38 protein-coding genes are annotated in these 24140 nt (G+C 62.8%); all 38 read left to right on the top strand.

Annotated features, from left to right (window positions below):
• The first annotated feature begins 99 nt into the window (after positions 1 to 99).
• The 38 genes from ACTQZF_RS07895 (at position 100) to ACTQZF_RS07710 (ending at position 24124) form a co-directional block, all read left to right on the top strand.
• Positions 100 to 387: a hypothetical protein gene (locus tag ACTQZF_RS07895; protein WP_343095466.1), complete on the top strand. Its 288-nt coding sequence runs from the start codon at positions 100 to 102 to the stop codon at positions 385 to 387.
• Between the two features lie 51 nt (positions 388 to 438).
• On the top strand, positions 439 to 738 hold the full coding sequence (locus ACTQZF_RS07890; protein ID WP_441031730.1) for a hypothetical protein: 300 nt from the start codon (positions 439 to 441) through the stop codon (positions 736 to 738).
• A 52-nt stretch (positions 739 to 790) separates the two neighbouring features.
• The gene (locus ACTQZF_RS07885) at positions 791 to 973 is read left to right on the top strand and encodes a hypothetical protein (RefSeq protein WP_428280620.1); all 183 of its coding nucleotides are present in this window, start codon (positions 791 to 793) and stop codon (positions 971 to 973) included.
• Complete coding sequence (locus ACTQZF_RS07880; RefSeq protein ID WP_441393991.1) at positions 961 to 1425, top strand: hypothetical protein; 465 nt, start codon at positions 961 to 963, stop codon at positions 1423 to 1425. Before ACTQZF_RS07885 ends, ACTQZF_RS07880 begins: the two co-directional genes overlap by 13 nt.
• Positions 1418 to 1702: a hypothetical protein gene (locus ACTQZF_RS07875; RefSeq protein ID WP_435546638.1), complete on the top strand. Its 285-nt coding sequence runs from the start codon at positions 1418 to 1420 to the stop codon at positions 1700 to 1702. The genes ACTQZF_RS07880 and ACTQZF_RS07875 overlap by 8 nt, the downstream gene beginning before the upstream one ends.
• A 15-nt stretch (positions 1703 to 1717) precedes the next feature.
• Positions 1718 to 2170, top strand: a complete 453-nt coding sequence (locus ACTQZF_RS07870) for a hypothetical protein (RefSeq protein WP_441032675.1) — start codon at positions 1718 to 1720, stop codon at positions 2168 to 2170.
• A 157-nt stretch (positions 2171 to 2327) separates the two neighbouring features.
• Complete coding sequence (locus ACTQZF_RS07865; RefSeq protein ID WP_343100140.1) at positions 2328 to 2633, top strand: hypothetical protein; 306 nt, start codon at positions 2328 to 2330, stop codon at positions 2631 to 2633.
• Positions 2634 to 2678: 45 nt separating this feature from the next.
• Positions 2679 to 3449, top strand: a complete 771-nt coding sequence (locus ACTQZF_RS07860) for a pentapeptide repeat-containing protein (protein WP_441031736.1) — start codon at positions 2679 to 2681, stop codon at positions 3447 to 3449.
• Between the two features lie 2 nt (positions 3450 to 3451).
• A complete protein-coding gene (locus ACTQZF_RS07855; RefSeq protein ID WP_441031738.1) occupies positions 3452 to 4309 on the top strand; it encodes a helix-turn-helix domain-containing protein in 858 nt (285 codons plus the stop codon).
• Positions 4306 to 4479, top strand: a complete 174-nt coding sequence (locus ACTQZF_RS07850) for a hypothetical protein (RefSeq protein ID WP_441032671.1) — start codon at positions 4306 to 4308, stop codon at positions 4477 to 4479. The genes ACTQZF_RS07855 and ACTQZF_RS07850 overlap by 4 nt, the downstream gene beginning before the upstream one ends.
• A gap of 193 nt (positions 4480 to 4672) precedes the next feature.
• Positions 4673 to 4987: a hypothetical protein gene (locus ACTQZF_RS07845; protein WP_441031741.1), complete on the top strand. Its 315-nt coding sequence runs from the start codon at positions 4673 to 4675 to the stop codon at positions 4985 to 4987.
• Between the two features lie 23 nt (positions 4988 to 5010).
• Positions 5011 to 5421 (top strand): pentapeptide repeat-containing protein, encoded by a 411-nt coding sequence (locus ACTQZF_RS07840; RefSeq protein WP_441554982.1) that lies wholly within the window; start codon positions 5011 to 5013, stop codon positions 5419 to 5421.
• Complete coding sequence (locus ACTQZF_RS07835; RefSeq protein ID WP_441031745.1) at positions 5418 to 5798, top strand: hypothetical protein; 381 nt, start codon at positions 5418 to 5420, stop codon at positions 5796 to 5798. Before ACTQZF_RS07840 ends, ACTQZF_RS07835 begins: the two co-directional genes overlap by 4 nt.
• Positions 5795 to 6283 (top strand): hypothetical protein, encoded by a 489-nt coding sequence (locus ACTQZF_RS07830; protein ID WP_441031747.1) that lies wholly within the window; start codon positions 5795 to 5797, stop codon positions 6281 to 6283. Before ACTQZF_RS07835 ends, ACTQZF_RS07830 begins: the two co-directional genes overlap by 4 nt.
• Positions 6280 to 6600 (top strand): hypothetical protein, encoded by a 321-nt coding sequence (locus ACTQZF_RS07825; RefSeq protein WP_435546304.1) that lies wholly within the window; start codon positions 6280 to 6282, stop codon positions 6598 to 6600. Before ACTQZF_RS07830 ends, ACTQZF_RS07825 begins: the two co-directional genes overlap by 4 nt.
• Positions 6597 to 6872, top strand: a complete 276-nt coding sequence (locus ACTQZF_RS07820; protein WP_343095450.1) for a hypothetical protein — start codon at positions 6597 to 6599, stop codon at positions 6870 to 6872. The genes ACTQZF_RS07825 and ACTQZF_RS07820 overlap by 4 nt, the downstream gene beginning before the upstream one ends.
• Positions 6869 to 7129: a hypothetical protein gene (locus tag ACTQZF_RS07815; RefSeq protein ID WP_441031748.1), complete on the top strand. Its 261-nt coding sequence runs from the start codon at positions 6869 to 6871 to the stop codon at positions 7127 to 7129. Before ACTQZF_RS07820 ends, ACTQZF_RS07815 begins: the two co-directional genes overlap by 4 nt.
• Positions 7126 to 7581, top strand: coding sequence for a hypothetical protein (locus ACTQZF_RS07810; protein ID WP_441031750.1), 456 nt, complete (start codon positions 7126 to 7128; stop codon positions 7579 to 7581). The genes ACTQZF_RS07815 and ACTQZF_RS07810 overlap by 4 nt, the downstream gene beginning before the upstream one ends.
• Positions 7582 to 7720: 139 nt before the next feature.
• Positions 7721 to 8299, top strand: a complete 579-nt coding sequence (locus ACTQZF_RS07805; RefSeq protein WP_441031751.1) for a 6-carboxytetrahydropterin synthase — start codon at positions 7721 to 7723, stop codon at positions 8297 to 8299.
• Positions 8300 to 8328: 29 nt separating this feature from the next.
• Positions 8329 to 9090: a 7-carboxy-7-deazaguanine synthase QueE gene (locus tag ACTQZF_RS07800; RefSeq protein WP_441031753.1), complete on the top strand. Its 762-nt coding sequence runs from the start codon at positions 8329 to 8331 to the stop codon at positions 9088 to 9090.
• Between the two features lie 3 nt (positions 9091 to 9093).
• Complete coding sequence (gene folE, locus ACTQZF_RS07795; protein ID WP_441031755.1) at positions 9094 to 9681, top strand: GTP cyclohydrolase I; 588 nt, start codon at positions 9094 to 9096, stop codon at positions 9679 to 9681.
• Entirely contained in the window at positions 9674 to 10147 is a 474-nt protein-coding gene (locus ACTQZF_RS07790; RefSeq protein ID WP_441031757.1) for a hypothetical protein, read from the top strand. Before folE ends, ACTQZF_RS07790 begins: the two co-directional genes overlap by 8 nt.
• Before the next feature lie 71 nt (positions 10148 to 10218).
• Positions 10219 to 12615 (top strand): terminase large subunit domain-containing protein, encoded by a 2397-nt coding sequence (locus tag ACTQZF_RS07785; protein WP_441031759.1) that lies wholly within the window; start codon positions 10219 to 10221, stop codon positions 12613 to 12615.
• A gap of 13 nt (positions 12616 to 12628) precedes the next feature.
• On the top strand, positions 12629 to 12907 hold the full coding sequence (locus tag ACTQZF_RS07780; protein WP_417935921.1) for a hypothetical protein: 279 nt from the start codon (positions 12629 to 12631) through the stop codon (positions 12905 to 12907).
• A 60-nt stretch (positions 12908 to 12967) separates the two neighbouring features.
• A complete protein-coding gene (locus ACTQZF_RS07775; RefSeq protein ID WP_343095454.1) occupies positions 12968 to 13279 on the top strand; it encodes a hypothetical protein in 312 nt (103 codons plus the stop codon).
• A gap of 3 nt (positions 13280 to 13282) precedes the next feature.
• Positions 13283 to 14734: a hypothetical protein gene (locus ACTQZF_RS07770; protein WP_441031761.1), complete on the top strand. Its 1452-nt coding sequence runs from the start codon at positions 13283 to 13285 to the stop codon at positions 14732 to 14734.
• Positions 14721 to 16922, top strand: a complete 2202-nt coding sequence (locus ACTQZF_RS07765) for a phage head morphogenesis protein (RefSeq protein WP_441063942.1) — start codon at positions 14721 to 14723, stop codon at positions 16920 to 16922. Before ACTQZF_RS07770 ends, ACTQZF_RS07765 begins: the two co-directional genes overlap by 14 nt.
• Before the next feature lie 2 nt (positions 16923 to 16924).
• Positions 16925 to 17107, top strand: a complete 183-nt coding sequence (locus ACTQZF_RS07760; protein ID WP_441032713.1) for a hypothetical protein — start codon at positions 16925 to 16927, stop codon at positions 17105 to 17107.
• Between the two features lie 74 nt (positions 17108 to 17181).
• Positions 17182 to 18882, top strand: a complete 1701-nt coding sequence (locus tag ACTQZF_RS07755) for a major capsid protein (protein ID WP_441031765.1) — start codon at positions 17182 to 17184, stop codon at positions 18880 to 18882.
• A 31-nt stretch (positions 18883 to 18913) separates the two neighbouring features.
• Positions 18914 to 19636, top strand: coding sequence for a hypothetical protein (locus ACTQZF_RS07750; protein WP_441031767.1), 723 nt, complete (start codon positions 18914 to 18916; stop codon positions 19634 to 19636).
• Positions 19637 to 19638: 2 nt separating this feature from the next.
• On the top strand, positions 19639 to 19884 hold the full coding sequence (locus ACTQZF_RS07745) for a hypothetical protein (RefSeq protein ID WP_343095443.1): 246 nt from the start codon (positions 19639 to 19641) through the stop codon (positions 19882 to 19884).
• Between the two features lie 3 nt (positions 19885 to 19887).
• The gene (locus ACTQZF_RS07740; RefSeq protein ID WP_441031769.1) at positions 19888 to 20646 is read left to right on the top strand and encodes a hypothetical protein; all 759 of its coding nucleotides are present in this window, start codon (positions 19888 to 19890) and stop codon (positions 20644 to 20646) included.
• 430 nt (positions 20647 to 21076) lie between these two features.
• Positions 21077 to 21730 carry a hypothetical protein gene (locus ACTQZF_RS07735; RefSeq protein ID WP_441052903.1) on the top strand — a complete coding sequence of 218 codons (654 nt, stop codon included), beginning with the start codon at positions 21077 to 21079 and terminating at the stop codon, positions 21728 to 21730.
• Positions 21730 to 22233 (top strand): hypothetical protein, encoded by a 504-nt coding sequence (locus tag ACTQZF_RS07730; RefSeq protein WP_441031773.1) that lies wholly within the window; start codon positions 21730 to 21732, stop codon positions 22231 to 22233. Before ACTQZF_RS07735 ends, ACTQZF_RS07730 begins: the two co-directional genes overlap by 1 nt.
• Positions 22234 to 22243: 10 nt before the next feature.
• A complete protein-coding gene (locus tag ACTQZF_RS07725) occupies positions 22244 to 22555 on the top strand; it encodes a hypothetical protein (RefSeq protein ID WP_441031775.1) in 312 nt (103 codons plus the stop codon).
• Positions 22545 to 22976, top strand: coding sequence for a hypothetical protein (locus tag ACTQZF_RS07720; RefSeq protein ID WP_441032707.1), 432 nt, complete (start codon positions 22545 to 22547; stop codon positions 22974 to 22976). Before ACTQZF_RS07725 ends, ACTQZF_RS07720 begins: the two co-directional genes overlap by 11 nt.
• Positions 22977 to 23023: 47 nt before the next feature.
• A complete protein-coding gene (locus ACTQZF_RS07715; RefSeq protein ID WP_441031778.1) occupies positions 23024 to 23572 on the top strand; it encodes a hypothetical protein in 549 nt (182 codons plus the stop codon).
• Between the two features lie 3 nt (positions 23573 to 23575).
• A complete protein-coding gene (locus ACTQZF_RS07710) occupies positions 23576 to 24124 on the top strand; it encodes a DUF7240 domain-containing protein (RefSeq protein WP_441031780.1) in 549 nt (182 codons plus the stop codon).
• Positions 24125 to 24140 lie beyond the last annotated feature (16 nt).

Here is a 24140-nt window from a genome sequence, read left to right as displayed (position 1 = left end):
GGCAGCGTCAGATGTGTATAAGAGACAGACCATATCACCTATACTATAGTTACAGGTTAAGGGAAAGGCCCGTAACCAACCACCAGAAAGGCAGAAACAATGAGCACCATCATCATCGAAAAGACCACCACCGAGAACCAGACCAACTGGACCGCCGGAGACCACACCCTCACCAAGAACACCTACGACAACGGCAGCGTCGAATGGCGGGTAACCAGCAACTTCAACACCAACTGCACCCTCCACATCGACCTCGCAACCAACGAACTGCGCTACGCAGCAGCCAGCACCACCGCAAAGGTCGAGGACATGGACAAGCTGATCGAAGAACTGCAAAACGTGAAGCAGATCGCCGAAGCCTTCCAGCAGATCATCGCCACCAACTAACCCCTCCACTCACCCCGCCCCCCGGGGCGGGAACACAGTAAGAAGCACACCATGACCATCGAGATCGACAAGTTCGACAACGTCGCAACATTCGAAACCTACGGCTACGTCCTCATTCGCGAAGAGCTAGACCCCGACTACATGGAACCAGGCGAACCGCCGGTCATGTGGCGCATCGCGTGCCGGAACATCGACAACACACGAATCGAGATGACCGTCAAGAACTTCACCAAGACCATCGAGTTCCACATCCTCGACACCCCACTCCAGGACATCGACACACACCTCAATAACGTGCAAATGGTCAAAACCATCGCCCGCATGTTCGAGTCCATCATGCAAGACGACTAACCCCCCATTCATCCCCGCCCCCCCGGGGCGGGACTCCAGAAAGGAAAACATCATGGCCGGTAAGCACCGCGCAGAAGATCGACACACCAGCAGCTACGACTACGAACTGATAGACGACTACTACGACGAACCCGTCACCATCATGGACTGGGTCGTGTTCATCGCCCTAATCATCATCGGCGGCACGTTCGGCTGGTTGCTGTTCCACTGGTTCAGCCCACTGTGGATGAACTAAGAGAGGGAGGACATACCACCATGAGCAAGAAAATCACCACCAAACCCGCTCCCCGCGCGAACGAGCTTCGCGACATCATCGCGGAGATCATCGGACGCGACGAGAACAAGAACGCCCCGGCGAAGGACCTCGCGACGATCATCGTGGGCGAGATGCTGAACGGCCAGTGGGTACGCAACGACCGCGAGCGCGCTATGGCCGCGAACGTTGGCCCGTCGCTGGTCATGACCTATCACCTGGATATGTCCGCAGACGAGTCTACTGGGTCTATCCACTGGACCACCACGAGCCCGAGCGAGTTGCTGGCGATGCTCGCGGAGACGGTTAGCTGGGCGATCAAGGAAGCGGAGGACGAGTTCCACGTCGCTGGCCCGGAGCTGCTGGCGATCCTGGTCGCGGCTATCGCGCACCACCGGGCAGAGGACGAGCGGAATGGGGGCGAGGATGACTAGCCCGCACCCCGCGGAGTCCCGCGCCCGCGACGAGCTCCGCACCGTCCTGATGAACCCGCCAGATGACCCTGGCGTGCTGCGGAGCCGCATGGTGGATGTGTTGAGCGAGTTGTGCCACGCGCCATTCGAGCGGTGGCCGCAGTGCGCCGTCGAGCTCCGACACATCATGCTCGCGCACCCGGAGACGGACAAGACGCAGCGCCCCGCCCGCGAATGGATGTGGAGCCGCTTGTCCACGATCGAGAAGATGCAATACAGGAAGACCAACAAGTTCTAGGAAGGACTGATCACAATGAAACTGCCGAAACTGCCCTATATAACGACCCTCGCGACGATGACGAGCGATAAGCGCGACGAGGACGAGCTGGTTCGGTGGCACGCCGAGCATATCGCCGATGGAATGGCGGTCGGGACCATCGACATGCTGGGTGACGTGTATGCCCGCCTACTGCTGGAGTCGCTGATTTCCACCGGGGTCTACTGGTCGTGGTGGGAGCTGGTGACAATGGAGGACGAGAACACGGTGCGGTTCGAGCTTGTGGACCGGACTGTCGTGGTGACTTTCGAGCGGCTATTTGAGCGGCTCAACGAGATTAGTCTGCCGGGTGAGGGGCGGTTCGTGGACGAGTTTAACCAGCGGTTGACTGACCGGGACTACGAGGGTCTGTATGGGATGTGTTCGGACTCGGCGCAGGCGGATGATGTGCTGCAAATGCTGCTGTTCGGTCGGGAGGTGTTTGCATAATTGTGTGCGTGACCTGCGTGTTTGATGGTCGCGAAAAAATGTCAAAGTTTTTTAAAAAAAGTTGCAAAATAACTTGTACGACATGACTAGATGGTATATACTATAGTTACAGGTTAAGGAAACACCTTAACCACCACCACAGAAAGGACAGCCCACAATGATCACCATGGTTACCAAGACCGGAACCTACCGAGGACACACCCCCTGGACCATCGCCCGCCGACTCCACGGCACCAAAGCACAAATCAAGTGGAGCACCGACCCAAACAACCCAGAACGCGGAACCATCGTTGAGAAGAACGGGGTGAATACCTACACCGTACTCGGAACCATCCTCGACATCACCAACGCCGACGGCACCGATTGGACCATCAACGACCGCATGGCCGAGTTGAAGCTCGACCCAGAAATCGACGATGCGTTCTTCGACACCGCAACCGGCGAAGAAATCATCATCCACTAACCCAAAGCCCCATCCGGGGCGGGCCACCCACAGAAAGGCACCACCATGAAACAAGTCATCGACGGGCTTGTTCAATTCAACCAAGCAATCAAGAAAGCACGGCTCACCGATGGGACCTTCACCCTCCAGGGCTACACCATCACCGACGTGAACCTCGGAGACATCACCATCACCGGCGGCGAGTTTGTCGACTGCACCTTCTACGGAAACGACCTAGCCGACGGCGGGTTCACCCGCACCGCCTTCACCGAATGCCGATTCGAGTTCCTCGGAGCCACCGACGCGGAGATGCGCGAGAACGATTTCAAGGACTGCTACTTCCGGGGGCTCGACGCGCTCCGCGCGGACTTCACCGGAAGTCAGTTTGAGGGCTGCACCCTCCAAACCACCGTGTTCATCAACACGAATCTGGAGAACACCATGTTCTTCGACTGCGAGCTGTACGGCGCGACCATGACCCTCGCGAACCTCAAAAAAGCAGGATTTATCAAGTGCAACTTCCGCAACTCCAGCGCGACGTATGCGAACTTCACGATGACGAACCTCACGGACTCGAACCTGTCCGGACTGTCGTGGTGCGGCTCGGTGCTTTCCAACACGCCCCTGGGCACGGTGTACCTGATGCCGACGGGCCGCGGTCTGGTGGTAGACGCGCTCGGGAAGCACCTCACACTGGACGAGTTCGCGGAACTGACGTTCAAGGAGGAACCGGCGAAAACTGCCGCGGTTGAGGGTATTCACCAGCTCGCCGCAGCACACCACCTGTCGTACGCGGATGATCTCGAAACAACAGTGTCCAAATGGAAGGAGCAGTGATTATGGAAGCCAAGAAGGCCACTCCCGAACAGCCGCCCCATGCCGACATTTGCGCATCACCCAAGTGCCCGAACCACGCCCTACGCGAAGTCGGGTACTGCAAGAAGCACGCCTACCTCCACGGCGCGGTTCACCACAAAGTCTCGCCCGTCATGGCCTGCAACCATATCAACTGGCTACTACAGACCGGCTCGACCCGGACGGGAGTCGCGACCGCATCCGGTCTATCCACCGAGACCGTGGACCGCATCCTCAACGAGAACACCACGGCGATCCAGCAGCGCACACACAACGCGGTCCTGGGAACCCCGCCGAGCCGGTCCATTCAGAAGATCAGCACGTGGCAGCTCGCCCGGCGTATCCGCGCCCTCCGCGCCGCCGGGTGGACGGTCAGCGACATCGCCACCGACAGCGGCCTATCGCTCCCCACGATCCTCCACATCCAGCATGAGAGGTGGCCCACGGTCCAGCGACGCACGGCGATCAGCCTGCGCGACACCTACAGCCGTCTATCGTCCCTCCCGGTGAAGAAACCGCACTACCGCGTCGCGAGACAGGGCTGGGCGCTCCCGATGGAGTGGGACAACATCGACGACCCCAACGAGCACCGCGACCGCCCGCCCCTGGGCGACGACAACCCGGGAAACATCGACAAGACCCGCATCCCGGTGGATGACCAGCTGCTCGCGAAGCTCCGAGAACTCGTCGCACACTACGGCAGCATGGCCGAAGCGGCGCGGCATCTCGGGTGGGACGGGAGCCGGGTCCGTACATACCTTACCGGGCGGGTGAAGTCCATCCAGGAGCGCACGTACATCCGAATCATGAATCACCAACCAGAACAGGAAGACAAGCAATGAGCATCAACCGACACCGAATGGCCACCTACATCACCATCGCTACTACGGCGGCGATTATCGCCGTGAAGGCACAGCCCGGGACCAAGACTCACACAGCATCCGCCGAGCTCGCCACCGCGATGCTCGCGAACGTCATCGCCCGCGCCGTGAAGGCCAGGTGTGGAAAGTGACGTACCTCGACCCTCGCAAACTCCGCGTGCGGTACCGCTCCAGGTTCGCGGTGCACCTCGTGTTCACCATTGCCTTGGCGATCATCGCCGAGACAGTATGCAGCGGTGCCGACCTCCACGATGACCTCAACTTACTAACCATGTTTTCCGCTGGGATGGCTCTCACATCCTGGATAACCCTGAAAGATTTCTCATGAGACCCACAATCCGCCGAGGAGGCTTCGGCCGCTGGACCGTCCACGAACCAGACGGCACCGCCACCAACTTCCGCACCCACGCCCAAGCCATTCACCACGCCGACGAAATCGCCCGCACCATCACCATCACACTCCCGCCGTACCGACCACAGCGCAAGGTCGAAGAGGTCATCGTCACGAGCACCGAATACGGCGGGACCTTCTACGGCCCACGGGAAATAGAACAAATAGACATCACTCCCAGCTCGGTAAAGACCATCGCCCTCGCCCTACTTGCTACTGCTCACCACCAGGAGAGGAACCAGAAATGAATCGTGAAGAAGTGCTTGACATTGTGAAAAGCGCACGAGAGGACAATAAGCTCCCGGACCTGCGCGGCGCTGACCTGTACGGCGCTGACCTGAGCGGCGCTAACCTGTACGGCGCTGACCTGTACGGCGCTAACCTGCACTACGCTAGATGGGGCGGACTAGAAATCAACCACCTACCCAGCGGCACCCTCCACCTCACCCCCACCCCCGAAGGCTGGCGAATAACCCTCGGCTGCTGGAACGGCACCCCCGACCAACTACGCGACCTCATCGCAAAGGACCAAGGCTGGCCAGAAGCCGAAGGCGACGAAATCACCCGCCGCCGACCCTACATCGAAGCCGCGCTTACCCTATGCGACCTCCACATGCAAGACCACGAAGACATTATCCCCACACTCGCCGAAAAGTGGACAGACAAGGAGAACAACCAATGACCGACAAACAACCCCGCACGCTTGCGGACATGACATCCGAAGAGCTCGAACAATGCCGGGGTATGTGGTGCGACTTATCCATAGAAGCCTGGATCGTGGTTAGTGCCTATTACTCCGAGCAATACAAGCAGACACTGGTGGTGCTGCTTGACCCCGTAGACGGCGAATTGCTAGAAGGCGTGCCCGCAACAGCAGTAACCCCCCGTTTCGATCTGCCCCGTGCTTGGACCCCGGACGGCACGCCCGTGGTGGCCGACCCGGAGGAATACACCGCCGACGGGCGTAGTCGAGTCTATTTCGAGGGCATTGAGAAAGTCGCCTTCCCGCCCGGCACCCGAGTCCGCCGCTGGGTGAGCGACTGGGAGGAAATCGAGTGACTATCTACACCGAGTATCGAGCCACGACGGCGCTTGGTGTCGACCAGGACGGGAACCTCCAGTGGCAGTCGCCGGAGTACTGGCATTGGTACACAGACGAGCAGGAAGCCCGCGAAATCTACGCCGACATCGTAGGCGGACCGTCCGATCGGCTCACGGCGCTCATGTCCCGCCAAGTGACCCCATGGGAGCCAGTAGATGGCCCCATCGCCCCGGACGGCGACCTCATGCCCGCGTACCGCGCCGAGCTGTGGTTGCCCCGCACCCGGGGTGGTCAACCAGAACGCAGCCGGGTAACCATCCCCAAATCCACATACGAAGCCGCCGAAGCATTCAAGGACCTTGCCCACCACCACGGCGACCGTGGGTGGCGCGTCTACGCCCGACTACAGTCGCCCATCACGATCCTCGAGCAGCGCGGCGCTGCGCAGCTCGTACCCCGCCCAGCCGGGCACATCTACAACCTCGCAAAGGATCAATCATGACCATCACACCCAAACAGGCACGCGCACGCCTGGAACAGAAACCGGACGCTAACCGAATCGAGCGCCGCGCCTACCGCACTATCGCCGGGATGCAGTGGGAGTACGCCCCGCAAGCCCACCTCAACGGAGCCTGGAAACACTACACCGGATGGGGCAACCGTAGGCGACCGGAGCCGCCATTCAACACGCCAGCGCACACATTCGAGGTCGGCTGGTTCAACAGCGAAGAAGAAGCGCGACGGATAGCGCCACCGCCAGATTGGGCAGAATACCGCATCGTCCGCAGACTCGTATCCAAACCGGAGGTAGTCGAATGAGCTTCGCAATTTACGGCACGCTCATCGGCATCGGAGCGGGAATCGCAATCGGAACCGCAGCGACCTGGGACGAGCGCCGATCCCGCATCCTACGCATCACCATCACCGCCGCCATAGCCGGGGCTCTAATACTAGGAAGCTTCGGCGGATGCCTGGCATACACGACAGATACACTGCAATGCCCGCCAGGGCAAACCGAGGTGTACGCCGAAGAGAACCCACACGGCCTAAGCGGCTGCGTCCCCAACGACCTACTGAAAGACCTCAAATGACCGCCAACACCGACTGGCTCAACATCATCGCCCACACCTCCCGCATCCTCCACGACATCGTCGAGGGCCACCCCGTGTCCACAGCCGACCTCCACAAGGCCGCAGCCGTATCCGGCTGGATCGCCGAAACCCCACAAGCAGACCAAAACATCGTCGCCGAGTTGTACACAGACAGCACCCCGGAACGCCTCGCAGACTTGGGGCGCGCCTTCCTCGCCCTCGCCCTCAACCGCATGGAAGAACAGGAAACAGAATGACCATCACGCCAGACCAAGCAAAGACCCTCAGCTGCGACGACTACCCCCGCCCGTGGGAAATCGGCCAAGTGCCCGTCTTCGACCCATGGGATGACTACGAGGATGCCTGGTACGCAGGCCCCGCCATCGTCTACGACGAAGACATCGCACCCCTAGTCGCAGCCGCCCCGGTCATGGCCGAGCAAATCGCCGGAATGCAGTGGGAGTACGGCATCGATCGAGAAAACTTACAGTGCAACCACATCGACCATCCAAACGGATGCCGATTGACGATGTGGTGCCAGAGTCTCGACAGCGCTCGTGACGGAGTCGAGATCGCGCAGCAATCAGACCCTACCGCCCGCATCGTCCGCCGCCTCGTCGGACAACCAGAAGAGACACCACAACCACACCTGCTACAATCACACACAGGTGAGTCCACCAACGCGCTGCAACGCAAGGACCCACCATAAAGGGGCACATCAGAGAGATACCAAGTCCATCACCAAGAACCCCCGCGACAAGGTTCGGCAAAACCTCGCGGGGGTTCACCCATACCCACCCAAAAAAACAACAAACCAAAACAACAAAAAATTAAGATAACATCAAACCATGACAAAACTCGGACACACACAAACCATCCCCACCAACCAACTCCACACCCACCACAAGAACCCACGCCGCGGCGACGTCCAAGCGACCGCCGACTCCCTGCGCGTCAATGGGCAGTTCCGACCCATCGTTGTGAACCGGGGGACGCATACGGGCCGTCCGATGGAGGTGTTGGCTGGGAATCACACGTTAATGGCGGCGCGTGATTTGGCGGAAGAGGGGGTGTCGGACTTCGCGGAGTTGGACTGCTACGTCGTGGACGTGGACGAGGATCAGGCAACGCGGATCGTCCTGGCGGATAACCGCACGGCAGACATTGGCTCGTACGATAACGAGGAGCTGCTGGCCTTGTTGGAAACCCTGGGCGACGAGTTGGACGACGTTGGCTTCGTCCTGGACTACCGTGCTCTCGCGGGCTTCGGCGCGTGGTTGGACGAGAAGTTCGACCACCAGCACCTGAACGACCGGGTGGGCTTCAACCCAACAGCGGAGAACATGACCCGGTTGCTGTACGAGACCGCGCGGAACATGGGGCTCCCCGCCATAGCGGTGTCGTGGTCGGAGACTCCGAAGACGTGAGCGACGTACCGACCGAAGGGAACGCTGTGATGGACTACGACTACATGACCGCAATGCTCGACTGGCTCGACCAGCATCCCGAAGCGAATGTGGAGCGCCTACCCGTGTCGGAAGTGTTCGGCCCGACAATTCAAGGCGAGGGACCGCACGCCGGGCGGACGTGCCACTTCATCCGCCTGGGCGGCTGCAACCTATCCTGCTCGTGGTGCGACACCCCGTATTCGACGGGGCAGCACGGCATCCCGCTTTCAACCGTTCCCCGGGTGATGGTGGACGATGTGGTTGCGCAGATCCCCCACGGAGCGATGGTGGTGCTCACCGGTGGGGAGCCGCTGATGCACGCACGCCGCGCCGGGTTTAGGGCGCTGCTCGTCCGGTTGAAGAATCACGGGTGCGAGGTGCATGTGGAGACGAACGGCACGATTGTTCCCCATGAGCTCGCCCCATTGTTTGACCACATCACCGTGTCCCCGAAGCTCGGCGCTCCGATGCGGAACCAGCACCATAACCCCACCCTCGGGCAGTGGGATACGTGGGAGACCCCGTTCTGCTTCAAGTGGGTTATCGACGTGGGCCGGGACGAGGACGTTCCCGAAGCTGTTACGCGGGCGGTTGATCTGTCGTTAGAGCACGGCTGCGACCGTGGGGATGTGTGGGTCATGCCGGAGGGCGCGACCCCGGAGCTGCTGGCCCGCCGGTTCACCGCGATATGCGACGCAGCAGCCGAGCAGGGAATCAACGTTTCGCACCGACTCCACGCCCTCGCGTGGGGCGACAGCAAAGGACACTAGATTATGCACAGTTACACCGAGGATCAGATCATGGCGGCAGAGTCCGCGATCAGTGGGCTGCTCGCAGCCTTCAACATTGACGAGGGCGACCACACCGACAACACACCGCACCGCGTGGCGAAAGCATGGGCGGATGTGCTCGGCGGGTACACGGAGAACCCGGCGGATCACCTCGCCACGACATTCACCGCCCCCCAGAACCCGGGGCTGGTGGTGGTTCGGAACATCCGCATGCAATCAACCTGTGCCCACCACCTGTTGCCCATCACCGGCACGGCGACGGTCGCGTACCGGCCCCGCCCCGGCGAGCGGGTCGTCGGCCTGTCGAAGATCAACCGACTGGTGGACGGGTACGCGCGTCGGCTCCAAGTCCAAGAGAACATCACCGCGCAAGTCGTGGACGCTATCGCCGATCGGCTGAACCCGCTGTGGGTCGCGTGCGCAATCACCGCCGATTATGGGTGTATGACCCTCCGCGGAGTCCGCGACGAGTGCTCCGACACCATGACGTTCAACGAGTGGGGAGTGCGGGACAGCGCGGATGTGGATGCGTTCTGGGCGGCGCACGTGGGCGGTGGTCGCCGTGGCTAAGAAACGCCCCGGCCCGCGCGTCGGCATGACCGAGGAAGAACGGCTGCAGGAAATCGAAGAGATGCTCCGCCTACGCCGAATGGGCGCGTCCTATGAGGCGATCGGTCGTGAGTTCGGCCTGACCGCTCGGACTGTGTGGGGCAAGATTGACACCTACCTTAAAGAGACACCGAAGCACGAGGCGGCGCAGCTGCGTGTCATCGAGGGCCGGAAGCTAGACCACTACGAGTTGAAACTCCAGGCCGACATCAACAAGGGCGATGTGCCCGCGATTAATACCGCTATCCGCATCTCGGAGCGTCGGTGTCGCATGATGGGGCTGGACATGCCGCAGCAGCATGAAATCACGGTCAGCAAGGAGGAAGAGGCGTTGGCTGATCAGTTGGTCGAGGAGTTCCTGGAGGACTTCCGCCGGGCCGCGCGGGAGGATGAGGAACACGACACGGAGTCGGAGTCGGAGGTGTAACGGTGGTTCGAGAGCCAACCCGGTCGGAGATTCTCGGAGCATTCGACCGGCTAAGTGGAGAAGCGCGGATCATGGCGATGCGCCGCGCCGTCACCGCCCTGCGGAACAAGAACAACCGCATGAGGTTCCGCACGCCCGGCGAGTTGGCTATGAGCGTGGACCGGAAGATGCGACAGACCCCGGCCCTGGAGCTGATCGACAAGGAAATCGCTAAAGCCCTCCGCGATGGTGGTCGGCTGATCATCACCATGCCGCCGCAGGAAGGCAAATCAACCCGCGTGGCAATCTGGACACCCATCTGGGCGCTGATGCGGAACCCCGATTCCCGTATCGTCGTGGCATCGTATGCGGCTTCGCTGGCTCGTCGTAACGCCATGGCTTCGCGTGAGATCATCGCCCAGTACGGTTCGGGGGCTATTGATCCACTGTCGGGCGCGGCGATGCCTGACCGCCTTGGCCTGGCGCTGAACCCGAACCACCGGCAGGCGACATCGTGGTCGGTCCTCGGGGCGCAGGGCGGCGTGTACGCATCCGGCGTGTCCGGTTCCCTGACGGGTAGGGCGGCTGATGTGTTGCTGATTGACGACCCGTTCAAGAACCAGCAACAGGCCGACTCCGCCCGCGAGCGGGAGAAAGTCTGGGAGTGGTGGACTTCGGTGGCGCAGACTCGTCTCGCCCCCGGCGCTGCTGTGATCCTGATCATGTGCATGACGGGGGACACTCCCGTCCTCATGGCGGACGGGAGCGAGCGACCACTGCGGGATATTCGACCGGGTGATGAGGTGGCGACGTATGAGGGGGGACGGTTGACTACCTCCACGGTGAAAAACTGGCGAAACAATGGCCCTGATTCCATCTACCGGATTAGAATGAAATCGGGTGTAGAAGTCCGCGCAAACGCACGGCACCCCTTCCTGACCGTGAAGGACGGCAACGAAACATGGACGAGACTAAGAGACCTGAAGCCGGGCGACATCATCCGGAGGGCTACTGGGGAAAGTGGCGAGGAGTCACCTGCTCCGCAGAAGGGTGTGACAAGCCCGCGAAATGCAAGGGCATGTGCATGTCCCACTACAACCGGAAACGGTGGGCAGACGGACACCGGCCCCCGTCTGCCAACCCGGAATCCCGTAGAGCCGCCCGAGTCAAGCACCGATACGGAATCACTGCCGACGAGTACAACGCACTCCTGCAACAGCAAGGGGGACGGTGCGCGGTCTGCGGCGAGTACCCTACGCCCGGGAACACTCGCGCCCACTGGGACGGGAAGCTGTGCATCGACCACGACCACGAGACCGGTCGAGTCCGTGGCCTGCTCTGCAACGACTGCAACCTCGCCGTCGGGTACGGGAAGTCACCAGACGTCCTCCGACGGTCCGCTGACTACCTACAACGTCACTCCTGACGAGGTGGAGTCCATCACCCCCTGCGGGGTGGAGGACGTGTTCGATGTGCAGATCGACCGGACGGAGAACTTCATCGCCAACGGGCTCGTGAGCCATAACACCCGCTGGCATGAGGACGACCTCGCCGGGCGGTTGATCCAACATGATTTAAGACAGACTCCGGAGAACCGTCTATGGCGGGTGGTGAACATTCCCGCGGTGGCGGAGGAAGGTGTGCCCGATGCGCTCGGTAGACAACCGGGCGAAGCGTTGGTGTCGGCGCGTGGTCGTTCCCGCAGGGACTTCGAGACGATCCGGCGGAGCGTCGGCGAGCGCGTGTGGACAGCCCTATATCAGGGCGTGCCGACCCCCACCACCGGAGGTTTGTTCGCGGCCGAGGATCTGAACAAGCACCGCTGCCAGTCGTCGGACATCATCGGGCGTGTGGTGTCGGTAGACCCCTCGGACTCCGGCACGGGCGACGAAGCGGGCATCCTAATCATGGGCTGGGACGACTACGGCAACGTAATCGTGGAGGAAGACCACTCGGCCCCGATGACCTCGGCGACGTGGTCGAAGGAAGCGGTGTCGCTCGCGATCAGCACCGGGGCGGGCGACATCGTGTACGAGGCGTTCACGGCGGAGGCGACTTACCGGGCGGTGCTGGAGAACGCGTGGCATGATATTCACCGGCAGGCGGAACTGCTCCGCCAGACCGGCGGGGATACCGTCGCGGCTGCTCAACTATGGCACGACGAGGGGCGTGGCGGCGATGGGCTCGGCGCGATGCAGGAAACATTGGGCATTCTCGATTTGGTGCCTGTGGAGGATAGGATGCCGTTCCGGCTGGTTCCGTGGCGAGCCAGGGGCGATAAGACCGCCCGCGCGGCTGGTGCCCGGCAGGCATCGCAAACCGGCAGGCTGCGGATGCTCGGCGAGCACCGCGTGTTGGAGAACCAGATGCGGACATGGCAACAAGGCCAGGCATCACCCGACCGGGTAGATGCGATGGTCAATGGGTACGAACACATCCAGAAAACAATCGGTGTCACCACGAGCATTGCCTTCCCCGGCGAGTGGTAGGTAGGGAGAGATCATGGCGCATTACACGATCGGCTTGTGGGAGCAGATGCGGTTCACGGATCTGTCCCCCACGGCGAAGCGTATCGTCGCCGCCGCGTGGATGAACCGTGGCAAACCACTGACCGAGGATGCTCGGCTCACCTCCGCCGACCGGGGGCGGATCGGCAAGATCATGGACGAGGAAGGCTTCGAGGTGCTGCAGGACATCCTCGCCACCACCGACGAGCTCCGTGCGGAGAATAGGCGACTCCGCCGCCGCCTAGCCGACGTTCAACGCGGACTGGTGGGCTGACCGGTGCTGATAGTCTAAGCGTGAGCTACATTCACCCATCATCAGAGGAAGTGACCCCCTATGGCCCACGTCATCATCATCGTGTGCGCCGCACTGCTCGGCGCTCGCATCACCCGGCTAATCACGGCTGACCAGATATTCCAGCCATTCCGAGACTTCGTCCTCCGCCGGTGGGGAGTCGAGTCCCAAGTGACGTACTTCGTCCACTGCCCCTGGTGCGTCGGCGTGTGGGTCGCGATCATCCTCGCCGTCGTCGCGTGGCTCACCGTCCCCGGCGACTGGCCCGTCACCGCGTGGTGGGGCATCCCCGGCATGGCCGCAGGTATGTCGTGGCTCAACGGGTTCACCGCCTACACCGCTAAGGGGGAGTAAGCCGTGGGCATCCTGAACAGTCTCACCGCATCGGTGAAGAAAATGGAAGTCGGAGTGCCGCAAAGCAACAGCAGCGGGTTTCAGGACGATAAGAAAAAGACCGCGTGGCAGGCCGAAGCCTGGGAGATGTATAACACCGTCGGCGAGCTATCGGCGGTGTGTCAGTGGATCGGATCATCCGCCGCCCGGGTGGGCTTGTACGCCGCGGATGTGGACCCCGACACTGGGCGTACCAACTCCCCGTCGGATAACCGCCTGGCTCGGCAGATCGTCCGCGATATCGGCGGCGGTGCGGAGGGAACAGCGGAGCTGCTGCGCCACGCAGCGACGTTGCTCACCGTCGTTGGCGAGTTCTACATCGCGATCATCACCGACGACAACACGGGCGAGGAACAGTGGTTGGTGATCCCCACGAATCACGTGTCGAAAACGATCCGTGGCGAGTGGGAGATCAAGCTGGGCGAGAAGAAGCACATCATCAACGACGACACCGAGTCGTTGTTCAAAGTGTGGATCAAGTCCCCGAACGAGCCGACGGAATCGCGGTCGTCGGTGCGGGCGGCTCTTCCGGTGCTTCGTGAGATCAGGGCGATGGATCGGATCATCGCGGCTGCTGCTCGGTCGCGCGTGTCGGGTAACGGCATTCTGATTGTCCCCGCCGAAGCGGAGCTCCCCCGCCGCCGACCGCCCCGCGCCGCCGACGCGCCGGGGCTTCCCCCACGCCCGGCCATGCCGACCCAAGAGGACGACGCGACCTCGTTCTCGAAGAGTCTTTACACAACAATGAAGTCGGCGCAGGACGACCCGGACTCGCCCGCCGCTGTGACCCCTATCGTGGTGAAGGTTCCGTCGGAGCACGCGGCGCAGTTCCGTCACTTGACGTTGGACACCGGTATCGAAGCGAAGGCGGTGGACACGCGGGAGCGGGCGATCCGCCGCCTAGCGTTGTCGTTGGATGTGCCCCCGGAGGTGCTGCTCGGCATGGGCGACTCGACGCACTGGAACGCTGGCCTGGTGGACGAGTCGGCGCTGCGGCAGCACATTAGCCCGCTTGTGGAGGTCATTTGCGACAGTCTCACCGAGTCGGTGCTGCGCCCGTTCATGCCGGAGGGCGAAGCGGGGAGTGTCGCGGTCGCGGCGGATATGTCCGCGTTGGCGCAGAAGCAGGATAAATCGCAGGCCGCATTGGATGCGTTCGACCGTGGCGTGTTGTCCGCTGCCGCGCTCCGCCGGGAACTCGGGTTCAGCGAGGACGACGCGGACGACAAGGACTCGGATGTGGCTCGCCGCGCCCTGGCGGAACGGTTGGTGACGAAGGCACCGTCGTTGTTCCCCTACCTCGCGGAGGTGCTGGGTTTCACCCTCCCGCAGAACGTGTTGGACCGTCCGATTAGCTCGAATGTTGGTGCCCCGCTGCGGGCCGTTACGGCGGGGGGTGATCATGGTGGCGCGTAGTCGTTTCAGCGCGGAGCCGAACCGGGGGACTGACGAGCTCGTCGGTATCGTCACCGCTGCTGTGAAGGAGTGGATCGCCACGGTCCGGGAGGATGTGGATATGATCACCGCAGCCGGTGAGGAATGGGCTGGGGAGGTGACGGTGAACGTTATGCCCGCGCTGGGTGCGGAGTTCATCGCCACGGCGGCGGCGGACGCGCCGAACACGGGGTTCGTGTCCCCGGACGTGGCTATCCCCTGGCCGTCGGGTGTGTCCGGCCCGGCGACGGTCGCTGACCTTCTCGCGGAGTTCCCCGCGACGTTCGCGGGTGTGGACCCGTCGCAGATCAGTTTCATCATCGCATCCCCGTCGTGGCGGCACCTGTTCGCGGACTACATGCGCACGACCGAGAACCTCGTGGTGGGAATGCAGGACACGGTGTTCCAGACGATGCAGGGTATCTTGTCGAAGGCTGGGACGGGCGGGAGTTTCGAGCAGCGGGAGCTGGTTAGGCAGTTCCTATCGTGGGATGCCGAAGGGGGCTATGAGGGGTGGATGCGCCGGGCGGAGCGGATCGCCCGGACGGAGCTTCATCAGGCCCGCACGGCGGCGGTTCACGCTTCCGCGACGATGACCGCCGATGCTGGTGTCCCGATGGTGAAAGTGTGGTCGGCGGCTCATGACGAGCGGACGCGGGTCGCGCACGCCGAAGCGGACGGGCAGACCCGCCCGGTGGACGAGCCGTTCGAGGTGGGTGGGGAGCTGCTGCGCTACCCCGGCGACCGGGCTAACGGCTCGGCGAAGAACACGATCCAGTGCCGCTGCACCGCGACCTACGTCGAGGATGAAATCGGCGCGGACATACCGTGGGCGACGCGGATCAATAGTATGAGAGACGTAGAGCGACAGATCAGGGAGTTAGATATGGATGCGTTGGCAGCTAGTGGCGCGAAGGGCCTGGAGTGGAAGGGCCGTCTCGCCCCGGTGGGTGAGCCGACCGGTGATGGTCGTATTTTCACGACCGATGGTGAGTTCCGGTTCCGGAAGTTTCCCCTTCCACTGCTGTGGCAGGAAACGACGAGCGAGGGCCACGACTCGTCCCGTATCGTCGGAACCATCGACCGGGGCGAGGTCACCCCGGACGGGTTCACGGCGGAAGGCACAATCTTCTCGGATGAGGATAAGGTCATCGCCCTGCTGGAGAAGGGCGTGATCCGCCCGTCGGTTGATTTGTGCGACATGCTTGCCGACACGTTTGAGGTGGAGGATGGTCCTCGGCTGGAGGTGCATTCGGCGACGATCATGGCGGCGACGTTGGTGGCGAAGCCCGCGTTCGAAAACGTGGGTATTCAACTCACCGGCGACGAGTCGGAGGTGGATACCGACGGCCTGGTCGCGTCGGCTGGTGCGGTGTTGGACCTGCCGAAATATGATTCGGCGGCGTTCGCTGACCCTGGCCTGGACGGGCCGACTCCGATTACCGTCACCCCGGAAGGGCGTGTGTTCGGGCACCTCGCGCTGTGGGATACGTGTCACGTCGGTCAGCCCGGTAAGTGCGTGACCCCGCCCCGTTCGGCGGCTGGGTACGCGCATTTCCACCAGTCCACGGTGCTCACCGATGATGGTCCGGTGGCGGTGGGCCGTCTGACTGTGGGTGGTGGTCATGCTGGTGTGCGCGCTGGTGTGCGTGCCGCTGCGGAGCATTACGACACGACCGGGTCGTGTTGGGCGTTCGTCCGCGCCGGTGAGGACGAGCACGGCATCTGGGTCGCTGGTGAGGTGAATCAGGACGCGCCCGCCGCGAAGCTCCGCGAAGCCGCGACCGCACCCCTATCTGGTGACTGGCGGCGCGTCGGCAACAGCTTGGAGCTCGTCGCTGCCTTGTCCGTGTCCACCCCGGGCTTCCCCGTGCGGCGGGAGTACGTCGCGGATGGTCAAGCCCTGGCGTTGTGCGCGTCCGGGTGGGCTGCTCCCGCTGTCGAGGAATTGTCCCCGGTGGATGCCGCCCGCGTGGCTGCTATGGATGCGGTGCGTGAGGTGTTCGCCGCCCTCCGCGCCGAAGGGAACTCCCCCGGTGAGCTTGCGCACGCGCCGGGGCTCCGCGAACGGTTCAAGGCCGCGCAGGGCGTCATCGGCTTCGACGTGGAGCCGGACGTGCCCGCCCGCTATCAGGCGGTGCGGGACATCATGGAAAGCAAGGAGGACTAACAATGGCTTGTGGAGCATGTGGCAGCGGAGGAAGCTTCACCCCGGCGACGTACACCGTCCGCTCAACCGACGCGGATGGTCAGGTGCAGGAGCAAACATTCCTGTCTAAGACGCAGGCGGTGATGTTCGCGTCGCGGAACGGCGGTGGGGAGATCATCACGAATAGGGGCGAAGCCCGTAGCTAGACTGTGGGAGGTGAGGGGCATGTCGCCCTGTACACTCCCGACGTAGAGGGACGAGAGACCGACAAGGAGACCAGATGAACACGCTGGATGACATTCTCAAGGCCGTGGCGAACATGCCTACCGACCCGGCGGAGATTGACAAGATCATCACCGCCGCTAAGGCGGTCTACGATAAGCTGACCGCCGACGCGGGCGATAACCCTACCGAGGAGCAGGTCGCCGCGTTGGAGAAGCTCGCGGAAGCCGTGACGCAGGCGCGTGCTGCTAAGGCCGAGGCCGCTAAGGCGGATGCCCAGGCCGCTATCCGAGGTCGCCGGGACCGCGCCGCCGCCGCTGCTGCCGCGTTCGCGGATGATAGCGACGAGGGTGGTTCCGACGATTCCGAAGAGTCCGAAGGGGCCGACGGCGAGCAGGACAGCACCGATGATTCCGACGACTCCGACGAGTCCGAGGATGACGACGCGGGCGAGTCCACCAACGAGGATGATTCCGACGACACCGATACTGACGAGAAGGAGTTCGCTGTGAAGCGACGCTACGGCGGAGCCACCGCCGGTTACCGGGGCGAAGCAAAGTCCACCACCCCGTTCACCCTCGACCCCGCCGCGCCGAACTTCAAGTCCGGCGAAGCAACCTTCCTCGACTTCGCGGAAGCGTTCAACGGCATTTCGTCCGGTCGCGCCCTGCGCGCCACGACCGTCGGCCAGCAGACCCAATCTCACTTCGGACACATCCGCCGCGACCTCCCGACCGAACTCGTCGCATCCGACGAGGCGAGCCTGGTCGCCGCGATTGACCACGCCACCGACGAGTCCCGCCTTGACGGCGGTTCCCTCGTCGCGGCTGCTGGATGGTGCGCCCCATCCGAGACCATTTATGATTTCCTGCCCACCCCGGCTGCGGCGAACCTGTTCTCCCTCCCGGAGATCAGCCTGTCCCGCGGTGGTTTGCGCTACCCGGTGGAGCCGGACTTCTCGACGCTGTACGCCACCAACCGCGGCACCATGACCGAAGCGCAGGCGATCAGCGGCCAGACCAAGGACTGCATCGAGATTCCCTGCGCCGAGATGCAGGAAGTCCGCATGGATGTCCTGTGGACGTGTGTCACGTCGAATCTGCTGGCTAACACCGGCTGGCCGGAGCTGACCGCGAAGTTCCTGGAGAACGCCACGAAGGGTCACCTCCACCGCCTATCCGCCGCCCGTCTGGCGAAGGTCATCGCCCTGTCAAAGAAGGTCGCCGTGGGTGTGCCTGCCCTGGGCACCGCGGGCACGGTGCTGAACAGCATCGAGCTCCACGCGGAGACGCTGCGCCAGAAGTTCCGCCTGGGCACCTCCACCCTGGAGGGTGTCGCCCCCGCATGGCTGCGATCCATCCTCCGCGCCGATTTGGCGTACCGCGATGATGTCCTCCCGGAGCGTGTGACTGACCAGATCCTCGACCAGCACTTCGCGGACCGTGGCGTGCGCTTCCAGTGGGTCGATGATTACCAGCCGCTCAACGGCGACCCGGCATCCGCTGGCTACCCCGCCGAGGTGAAGGTGCTGCTGTACCCCGCTGGCACGTTCTTCTCCGCCGTCCAGAACGTCGTGAACCTCGGCGCTATCTACGACAGCACTGGCCTGTCCAAGAACCAGCGCACCGAAATGTTCCTGGAGGATGGTTTCGCCGTGGGCCAGCGTGGCTACGAGTCCCGCGAGCTGACCATCCCCGTCGCGATCAACGGCCAGGTTGGCCTGCGTCACGCGACAAACCCCGCCGTCCCCGCAGAGTAACCTAACCGGATCGTAGAAAGGAGGTGTCGGCATGGCAACAGTTGTGAAGCCGATGCAGTTCGTCGGACGCGCCCCGCTGCCGACCCCGTCGCGATCTGGCCTGTACGCGGTAGCTCAATTCGTGGACGTGGAGCGCCCCGTCATTCACGGGGTGGAGGTCAGCGTCCCATCCATCGGCGGTCATGGTCTATGGCCGGAGCCGTGCAACCCCGGCCAGGGGCCGAAGCACGGCGGTAATTCCGCAACGTTGATGCAGTTCCCCGGTAACGCTGTGTGGGCTGCGGAAGAGTGCGCCGCCGTGGGTCTTTCCGAAGCGGAGTTGTCCGCCCGGGCGGTGGAGAAACTTAAGGCGGTTGAACCGATTGATGTGGAGCGGCATTTCGCCGCGCTGCTGAAAAAGGAGCCGAACACCGCGTCGAGTATCCCGCAGGCCGAAGCGACGATGCTGGCCGAGGGATTGACCCCGACGGTGCATGTCCGCCCGTCGGACCTTCCCCGTCTGATTGAGTCCCGGCAGGTCATCTCGACTGCTGGTGTGCTCCGCACGATCATGGGGAGCCCCGTGGCGGCGGGCGCGGGGTATGAGACTGACCTGGACGGCACCTACGTCACCGGATCTGTGACGGTGTACCGGAACCAGATCGAAACTCATAACAGTTTCACCCCGGCGACGAACCTCCGGTTCACCGTGGCGGAGCGTGCCTTCGCCGTGGTGTGGCTGGGTACTTCTATCAAAATCAACGAAGGGAGCTAGCGGTGGCTGGCGTAATTTTCGAGACTGACGGTGATGTGGTGACGGTGTCGCCCATCATGGGTCGGCAGCAGGATTTCCAAGATGTAGCGGCGAAGCTCGTCGCCGCTGGCGAGGTTCAGACGGTCACCGCATCGCGTGGCGTGGCGCTCCGCGTCACCCGCGATACCGCTGTGGCGGCTGGTGTCCTCGAAGAGGATAAACCGGCGGCTCGGTCCGCCAAGAAAACGACTACTAAGAAGGACGGCTAAACAATGGCTGCAATCAACCAAGCACTCCCGGTTATTAAGGGCTTCCGGATGCGCGCGACCCGCGTGGGCCGCTGCGGACTCCCCCTAAAGGGCCCGAAGAACCAGATCGTCACCGACGGCTTCATCGAGTTCGGCATGGAGCGCGAAACCTCCGATGGTGACGACATCGAGCAGAAGAACGCGTCCGGTGTCGTGTGCGCGACCGACCGCACCGAAGACCAGTTCAAGCGCTACAACCTCACCCTCCAGTTGTGCGGCATTCAGCCGGACTTGCTGACGATGTTCACCGACCAGGCGGCGGTTCTCGACGCTGACGGCGACACCGCGGGTTTCCTACAGCAGACCGGTGGCAACACTTCCGGTTCCGTGGCGCTGGAGCTGTGGGCCGGTACTGGCGGCGGTGATGACTGCGAGGTGCCGGAAAACGACGACATTTTCAAGTCTGTTGAGGGTGGTAAGACTGGCGGTCAGTGGTGGTACATCCTGCTCCCCTGGGTGCGTGGTGCTACCCTGGGCGACCTGACCATCAACGGCACCGACGCGGCGGAGGTTACCGTGTCGGCGTACACCGGCAGCGGTGCTCATTGGGGCCAGGGTCCCTATAACGTCGTGCCGGGTGCGGATGGTAGCGCGGGTCGCCTGCTCGCCCCGGTGCCTGCTCGCACCCACCTGTTGATGCAGCGCACCACCATCGCACCCCCGGAGGTGACGAAGGGCGCGGTGGAGCTTACCGTGCCGTCCCCGTATTTCTCCGCTGCCTAATCATCCGGTATAGTGGTGGGTGGTGGCCCTACCGATTAGGGTCGCTGCCTCCGCTTCCAGATGTTGCGGTGGTGACAAGAAACCATTTTTTCTTGCGCGTACCCATGATTCCCCCGCTGTCCACTCACGGCGGGGGATTCGTGGTTGTATGCTGGTGGTGCGATGCTGCTTCACCGTCGGGTGTTTTCAACCGCTGTGGTGCTCGGCGGGGAGTTTGCCGCCCGGCTGGTGGGCAGTATCGCGCCGAGAATGAGGGATTGTCCGAATGAGCCCCGTTCCTGGTTGATGATGGTGTGGAGACCGTCGCCCCTTGTGGCCTTGTGATCTCGTTGTCTTGTGGTGAGCAGCGATTGATCCGGCGTATGGGTGCGGAGGACCATCATTACCCGGGGGCGGGGTTTATTCGTTTCCCGACCCGGGGAGGGGTGTCGTGGTTGGTAGCATTACCGGTATGAGTGACCTTTGCGAGTGGCCGGTAGACATGTCGTGCTTCCCCCCTATCCCGGAGGGTAAAGAGGATGTGGCCCGCCTGGCTGTGGATACGGCTACGGAGATTCTGTGGGCGCTGACGGGTCGGCAGTTCGGGGTGTGCCCGGCGGTGTATCACCCGGGGGTTGAGCAGTGTTTGCGGTGCGAGCCGACGCTGTGGCGGGGCGAGTGGTTCAACGTGGATGTGTCCACAGCGGAGTGTATGCGGATCGTGCTGCCCGGCCCGGTGTTCGAGGTGACTCGGGTGGAGCTTTCGGACGGGTCCGATGGTGAGTTCGCGGTGTCGGGGGATGCGGTGGTGGTGCGTGGGGCTCGCCCGACGGCGATTCACTACCAGCGGGGTATTCCCGCGCCCCCCTCGGCGGGGTTCATGGTTGGCAGGCTCGCGGCGGAGCGGTATCTACAATGTGTCGATTCCGGGCGGTGCCGACTCCCCAAATACGCCACGCAGGTGACCCGGCAGGGAGTGTCGGTGCACATGGCCGACCCGGCGGAGGTTATTGGGGAGGGGCTCACCGGCCTGCCGGAGGTTGATTCGTGGATACGGTCGGTGAACCCTAACGCACTAGCGGAGGACTCGGAGGTGCTCGGATAATGGCGAGGACCGATCAGGTGTCCGCCGCGCTGGTGCGGTGGATGGATAAAGCGTTCAACGATTCCGAGGCCCCACCGGTCGGTGGCGTGTCCGGGGGGACGGAGCTCCGCCCCGGCGTGAGTCTCCCCGCGTTGGACAATTTCGACACGTGCGTTCTCGCGTGGGTCATGTCCGGCATTAGGTTCCGGACGGAGACGTTCCCGTCGCCCGCGGAGATTCCGCAGTGCGGTGGGCGGCTCGCCGTCGAGTTCACCGTCGGCATCGCCCGATGTTCCGAAGCGTTGGGTGATGGTGGTGTCCTCCCGTCGATTGAGACGATGGAGCGGGAGTTCGCGATCCAAGAGGACGACAAGGACCGGTTGTGGGCGGCGACGTGCCGGGCGGCGAAGGAGCTGGAAATGGAGCATCACGTCCGCTCGTCGGCGTTGTACCCGGTTGAGGTGTACGGCCCGGAGGGTGGCACCGTGGCCGTGTACCGGTCCATAATTTTCGAGTTGATGTAGGAGATCAATCATGAGCAACAGTTTCAACATTCGTATCCGCTGGGTCCGCAACGTCATGGGCTGGCAGCGTGGAGACGAGACGACCGTTACCCGCACGGCCTATATTGACAACCTAATCGCTAATGGCATGGTGGTTGTGGTGGAGGATTTCGCTCCGCAGCCCCCGGCGGAGAACGCGACCCGGGCGGCGTGGGCGGAGTTCCTGACGAAGATGGGGATTGACTTCCACGAGCAGACCCCGCGCCGTGATTTAATCCGCATGTGGGATGACCGCACCGCCCCGGCTGCGGTGGACGATGGGAACCCGTCCGATGCCGAGTAGCGGTATCGTTTTCACCCCGAACCGGGCCGGCATAGCGGAGGTCACGGCGGGCGCGGCTGGGCCGGTGTTCAAGCTGGTGCGTAAAGCCCAGGCGGAAACACAACTCGTCGCGAACCGGATTACCCCCACGGATACTGGTCGTCTCCGCGGCGCGAATGAGACCACGCCGATTGTGGTGCAGGGAACGAAGGTCGTCGCCGGGGTGGAGAACAAGACGTCGTACGCAATGTTCGTTCATGAGGGCACGCGGGCGCATGTGATTGAGCCGAGGAATAAACGCGTCCTCGCGTGGGTGCCGCGTGGCGGGACGGTGCGGTTCGCGAAGCGGGTGCATCACCCGGGGACGAAGGCGCAGCCGTGGCTCGCGAAATCGGCGGAGCTCGCAGCGAGCCGGAACGGGTTCACCTTCCGGAAATCGTGATAAGTTGGTGTGGAAACACACCACACATATCCCCTAATGGAGGAATCATGGCAAACGATAAGGCAGCGGCGTTCAAGGCCGATGTGGAGTCCGCGGAGGATCGTCGGGAGCAGCTTCGACGCGAGCTCGCGGAGCTCGACGGTGATGCGGATGCCCCGGTTGCGGAACATGGAGATTTGAGCGTCGATTCGTTTGACGGCATCGACCCGGAGACGGTCGAGGTGGAGTCGAAGATGCTGGGCCGGACGCTGCTGGTGACCCGCCCCACCTCGGCCGAGATGACGCTGTTCGCATCGGATGTGTCTTCGCGCCTGATCAATGATGTGCAGCGCACCGCGATCATGTCGGACTTCTGCCAGACTCATATCGACCCGGAGGATTTCCTAGCGTGGCGTGACGAGGTGCTACGCCGCGGTTCGTCCCTGTTTTTTTATGAGTCCATCGCGGCGATGGTGGACATGCTCGAAGAGCTCGTCGTGGATAACGACTCGGAGCAGGAGTGGGAGTCGTTCGCGAACCGGCAGGAACGCCGGAAGGCGGAGCGGGAGAAGGCGGCTCGTCAGAAGGCCCGCGAAGCGAAGTTGCGTAAGCGTTAGGCCGTGGCGCTGATCGTTCGCGCGTACAGCCGGGACTGGGAGTTTTCGTCTCCCGGCCCGGCTGTCGCTCTACGTATCCACGAGCTGGCGGGCATGAGCCCGAATGACCAGTACCTAGAAATAGTGGACATCGTCGTGGAGCACCTATCAGACGACGATGCGGTTTGGTTCGACGCGCGGGGTAAATACGAACTGCCGGAGGATGCCCCGGCGGAGCTGCTGATCGAATGGCTGGAAGCGGCGACGGGTAAGCCGTTCTCGGCGGTGGCTGCGTTGTCGTCGGCGTTGGTGGAGAGCTGGGCGCAGGTTCGGGGCCGGTTAATCACGTCGGGCATCCCGGAGCCGATGGTGCAGATCCGGCAACTCGGGTCGATGCTCGACGCGGTAGAGTTCATGATCCTAGAGTCCCACAAGGACGACAAAGAGAGAGCGCGGTATCGGCAGAAGGTTTACAAGCCGCGTGTCAAGACCGGGGCAATTGAGAAGCCCGCGGGGTTCGACCCGTCGGACATGGCGGCGCAGGCGGCGATGCTGGAAGCGCTGGACGCTTAGCACGGTAGAGTATGGG

It is taken from the genome of Collinsella sp. LCP19S3_H3, assembly GCF_052119145.1.
Taxonomy (GTDB): Bacteria; Actinomycetota; Coriobacteriia; order Coriobacteriales; family Coriobacteriaceae; genus Collinsella.
Note: the sequence above shows the minus strand (reverse complement) of the source record. Positions and strands in the feature narration are given on the sequence as shown.

Bases quoted from the DNA above. Each gene is read 5' to 3' on its own strand.
- ACTQZF_RS07895 (WP_343095466.1), top strand. From the start codon at position 100: ATGAGCACCATCATCATCGAAAAGACCACCACCGAGAACCAGACCAAC.
- ACTQZF_RS07890 (WP_441031730.1), top strand. From the start codon at position 439: ATGACCATCGAGATCGACAAGTTCGACAACGTCGCAACATTCGAAACC.
- ACTQZF_RS07885 (WP_428280620.1), top strand. From the start codon at position 791: ATGGCCGGTAAGCACCGCGCAGAAGATCGACACACCAGCAGCTACGAC.
- ACTQZF_RS07875 (WP_435546638.1), top strand. From the start codon at position 1,418: ATGACTAGCCCGCACCCCGCGGAGTCCCGCGCCCGCGACGAGCTCCGC.
- ACTQZF_RS07870 (WP_441032675.1), top strand. From the start codon at position 1,718: ATGAAACTGCCGAAACTGCCCTATATAACGACCCTCGCGACGATGACG.
- ACTQZF_RS07865 (WP_343100140.1), top strand. From the start codon at position 2,328: ATGATCACCATGGTTACCAAGACCGGAACCTACCGAGGACACACCCCC.
- ACTQZF_RS07860 (WP_441031736.1), top strand. From the start codon at position 2,679: ATGAAACAAGTCATCGACGGGCTTGTTCAATTCAACCAAGCAATCAAG.
- ACTQZF_RS07855 (WP_441031738.1), top strand. From the start codon at position 3,452: ATGGAAGCCAAGAAGGCCACTCCCGAACAGCCGCCCCATGCCGACATT.
- ACTQZF_RS07850 (WP_441032671.1), top strand. From the start codon at position 4,306: ATGAGCATCAACCGACACCGAATGGCCACCTACATCACCATCGCTACT.
- ACTQZF_RS07845 (WP_441031741.1), top strand. From the start codon at position 4,673: ATGAGACCCACAATCCGCCGAGGAGGCTTCGGCCGCTGGACCGTCCAC.
- ACTQZF_RS07835 (WP_441031745.1), top strand. From the start codon at position 5,418: ATGACCGACAAACAACCCCGCACGCTTGCGGACATGACATCCGAAGAG.
- ACTQZF_RS07825 (WP_435546304.1), top strand. From the start codon at position 6,280: ATGACCATCACACCCAAACAGGCACGCGCACGCCTGGAACAGAAACCG.
- ACTQZF_RS07820 (WP_343095450.1), top strand. From the start codon at position 6,597: ATGAGCTTCGCAATTTACGGCACGCTCATCGGCATCGGAGCGGGAATC.
- ACTQZF_RS07815 (WP_441031748.1), top strand. From the start codon at position 6,869: ATGACCGCCAACACCGACTGGCTCAACATCATCGCCCACACCTCCCGC.
- ACTQZF_RS07810 (WP_441031750.1), top strand. From the start codon at position 7,126: ATGACCATCACGCCAGACCAAGCAAAGACCCTCAGCTGCGACGACTAC.
- ACTQZF_RS07805 (WP_441031751.1), top strand. From the start codon at position 7,721: ATGACAAAACTCGGACACACACAAACCATCCCCACCAACCAACTCCAC.
- ACTQZF_RS07800 (WP_441031753.1), top strand. From the start codon at position 8,329: ATGGACTACGACTACATGACCGCAATGCTCGACTGGCTCGACCAGCAT.
- folE (WP_441031755.1), top strand. From the start codon at position 9,094: ATGCACAGTTACACCGAGGATCAGATCATGGCGGCAGAGTCCGCGATC.
- ACTQZF_RS07785 (WP_441031759.1), top strand. From the start codon at position 10,219: ATGGCGATGCGCCGCGCCGTCACCGCCCTGCGGAACAAGAACAACCGC.
- ACTQZF_RS07780 (WP_417935921.1), top strand. From the start codon at position 12,629: ATGGCGCATTACACGATCGGCTTGTGGGAGCAGATGCGGTTCACGGAT.
- ACTQZF_RS07775 (WP_343095454.1), top strand. From the start codon at position 12,968: ATGGCCCACGTCATCATCATCGTGTGCGCCGCACTGCTCGGCGCTCGC.
- ACTQZF_RS07765 (WP_441063942.1), top strand. From the start codon at position 14,721: ATGGTGGCGCGTAGTCGTTTCAGCGCGGAGCCGAACCGGGGGACTGAC.
- ACTQZF_RS07760 (WP_441032713.1), top strand. From the start codon at position 16,925: ATGGCTTGTGGAGCATGTGGCAGCGGAGGAAGCTTCACCCCGGCGACG.
- ACTQZF_RS07755 (WP_441031765.1), top strand. From the start codon at position 17,182: ATGAACACGCTGGATGACATTCTCAAGGCCGTGGCGAACATGCCTACC.
- ACTQZF_RS07750 (WP_441031767.1), top strand. From the start codon at position 18,914: ATGGCAACAGTTGTGAAGCCGATGCAGTTCGTCGGACGCGCCCCGCTG.
- ACTQZF_RS07740 (WP_441031769.1), top strand. From the start codon at position 19,888: ATGGCTGCAATCAACCAAGCACTCCCGGTTATTAAGGGCTTCCGGATG.
- ACTQZF_RS07730 (WP_441031773.1), top strand. From the start codon at position 21,730: ATGGCGAGGACCGATCAGGTGTCCGCCGCGCTGGTGCGGTGGATGGAT.
- ACTQZF_RS07725 (WP_441031775.1), top strand. From the start codon at position 22,244: ATGAGCAACAGTTTCAACATTCGTATCCGCTGGGTCCGCAACGTCATG.
- ACTQZF_RS07720 (WP_441032707.1), top strand. From the start codon at position 22,545: ATGCCGAGTAGCGGTATCGTTTTCACCCCGAACCGGGCCGGCATAGCG.
- ACTQZF_RS07715 (WP_441031778.1), top strand. From the start codon at position 23,024: ATGGCAAACGATAAGGCAGCGGCGTTCAAGGCCGATGTGGAGTCCGCG.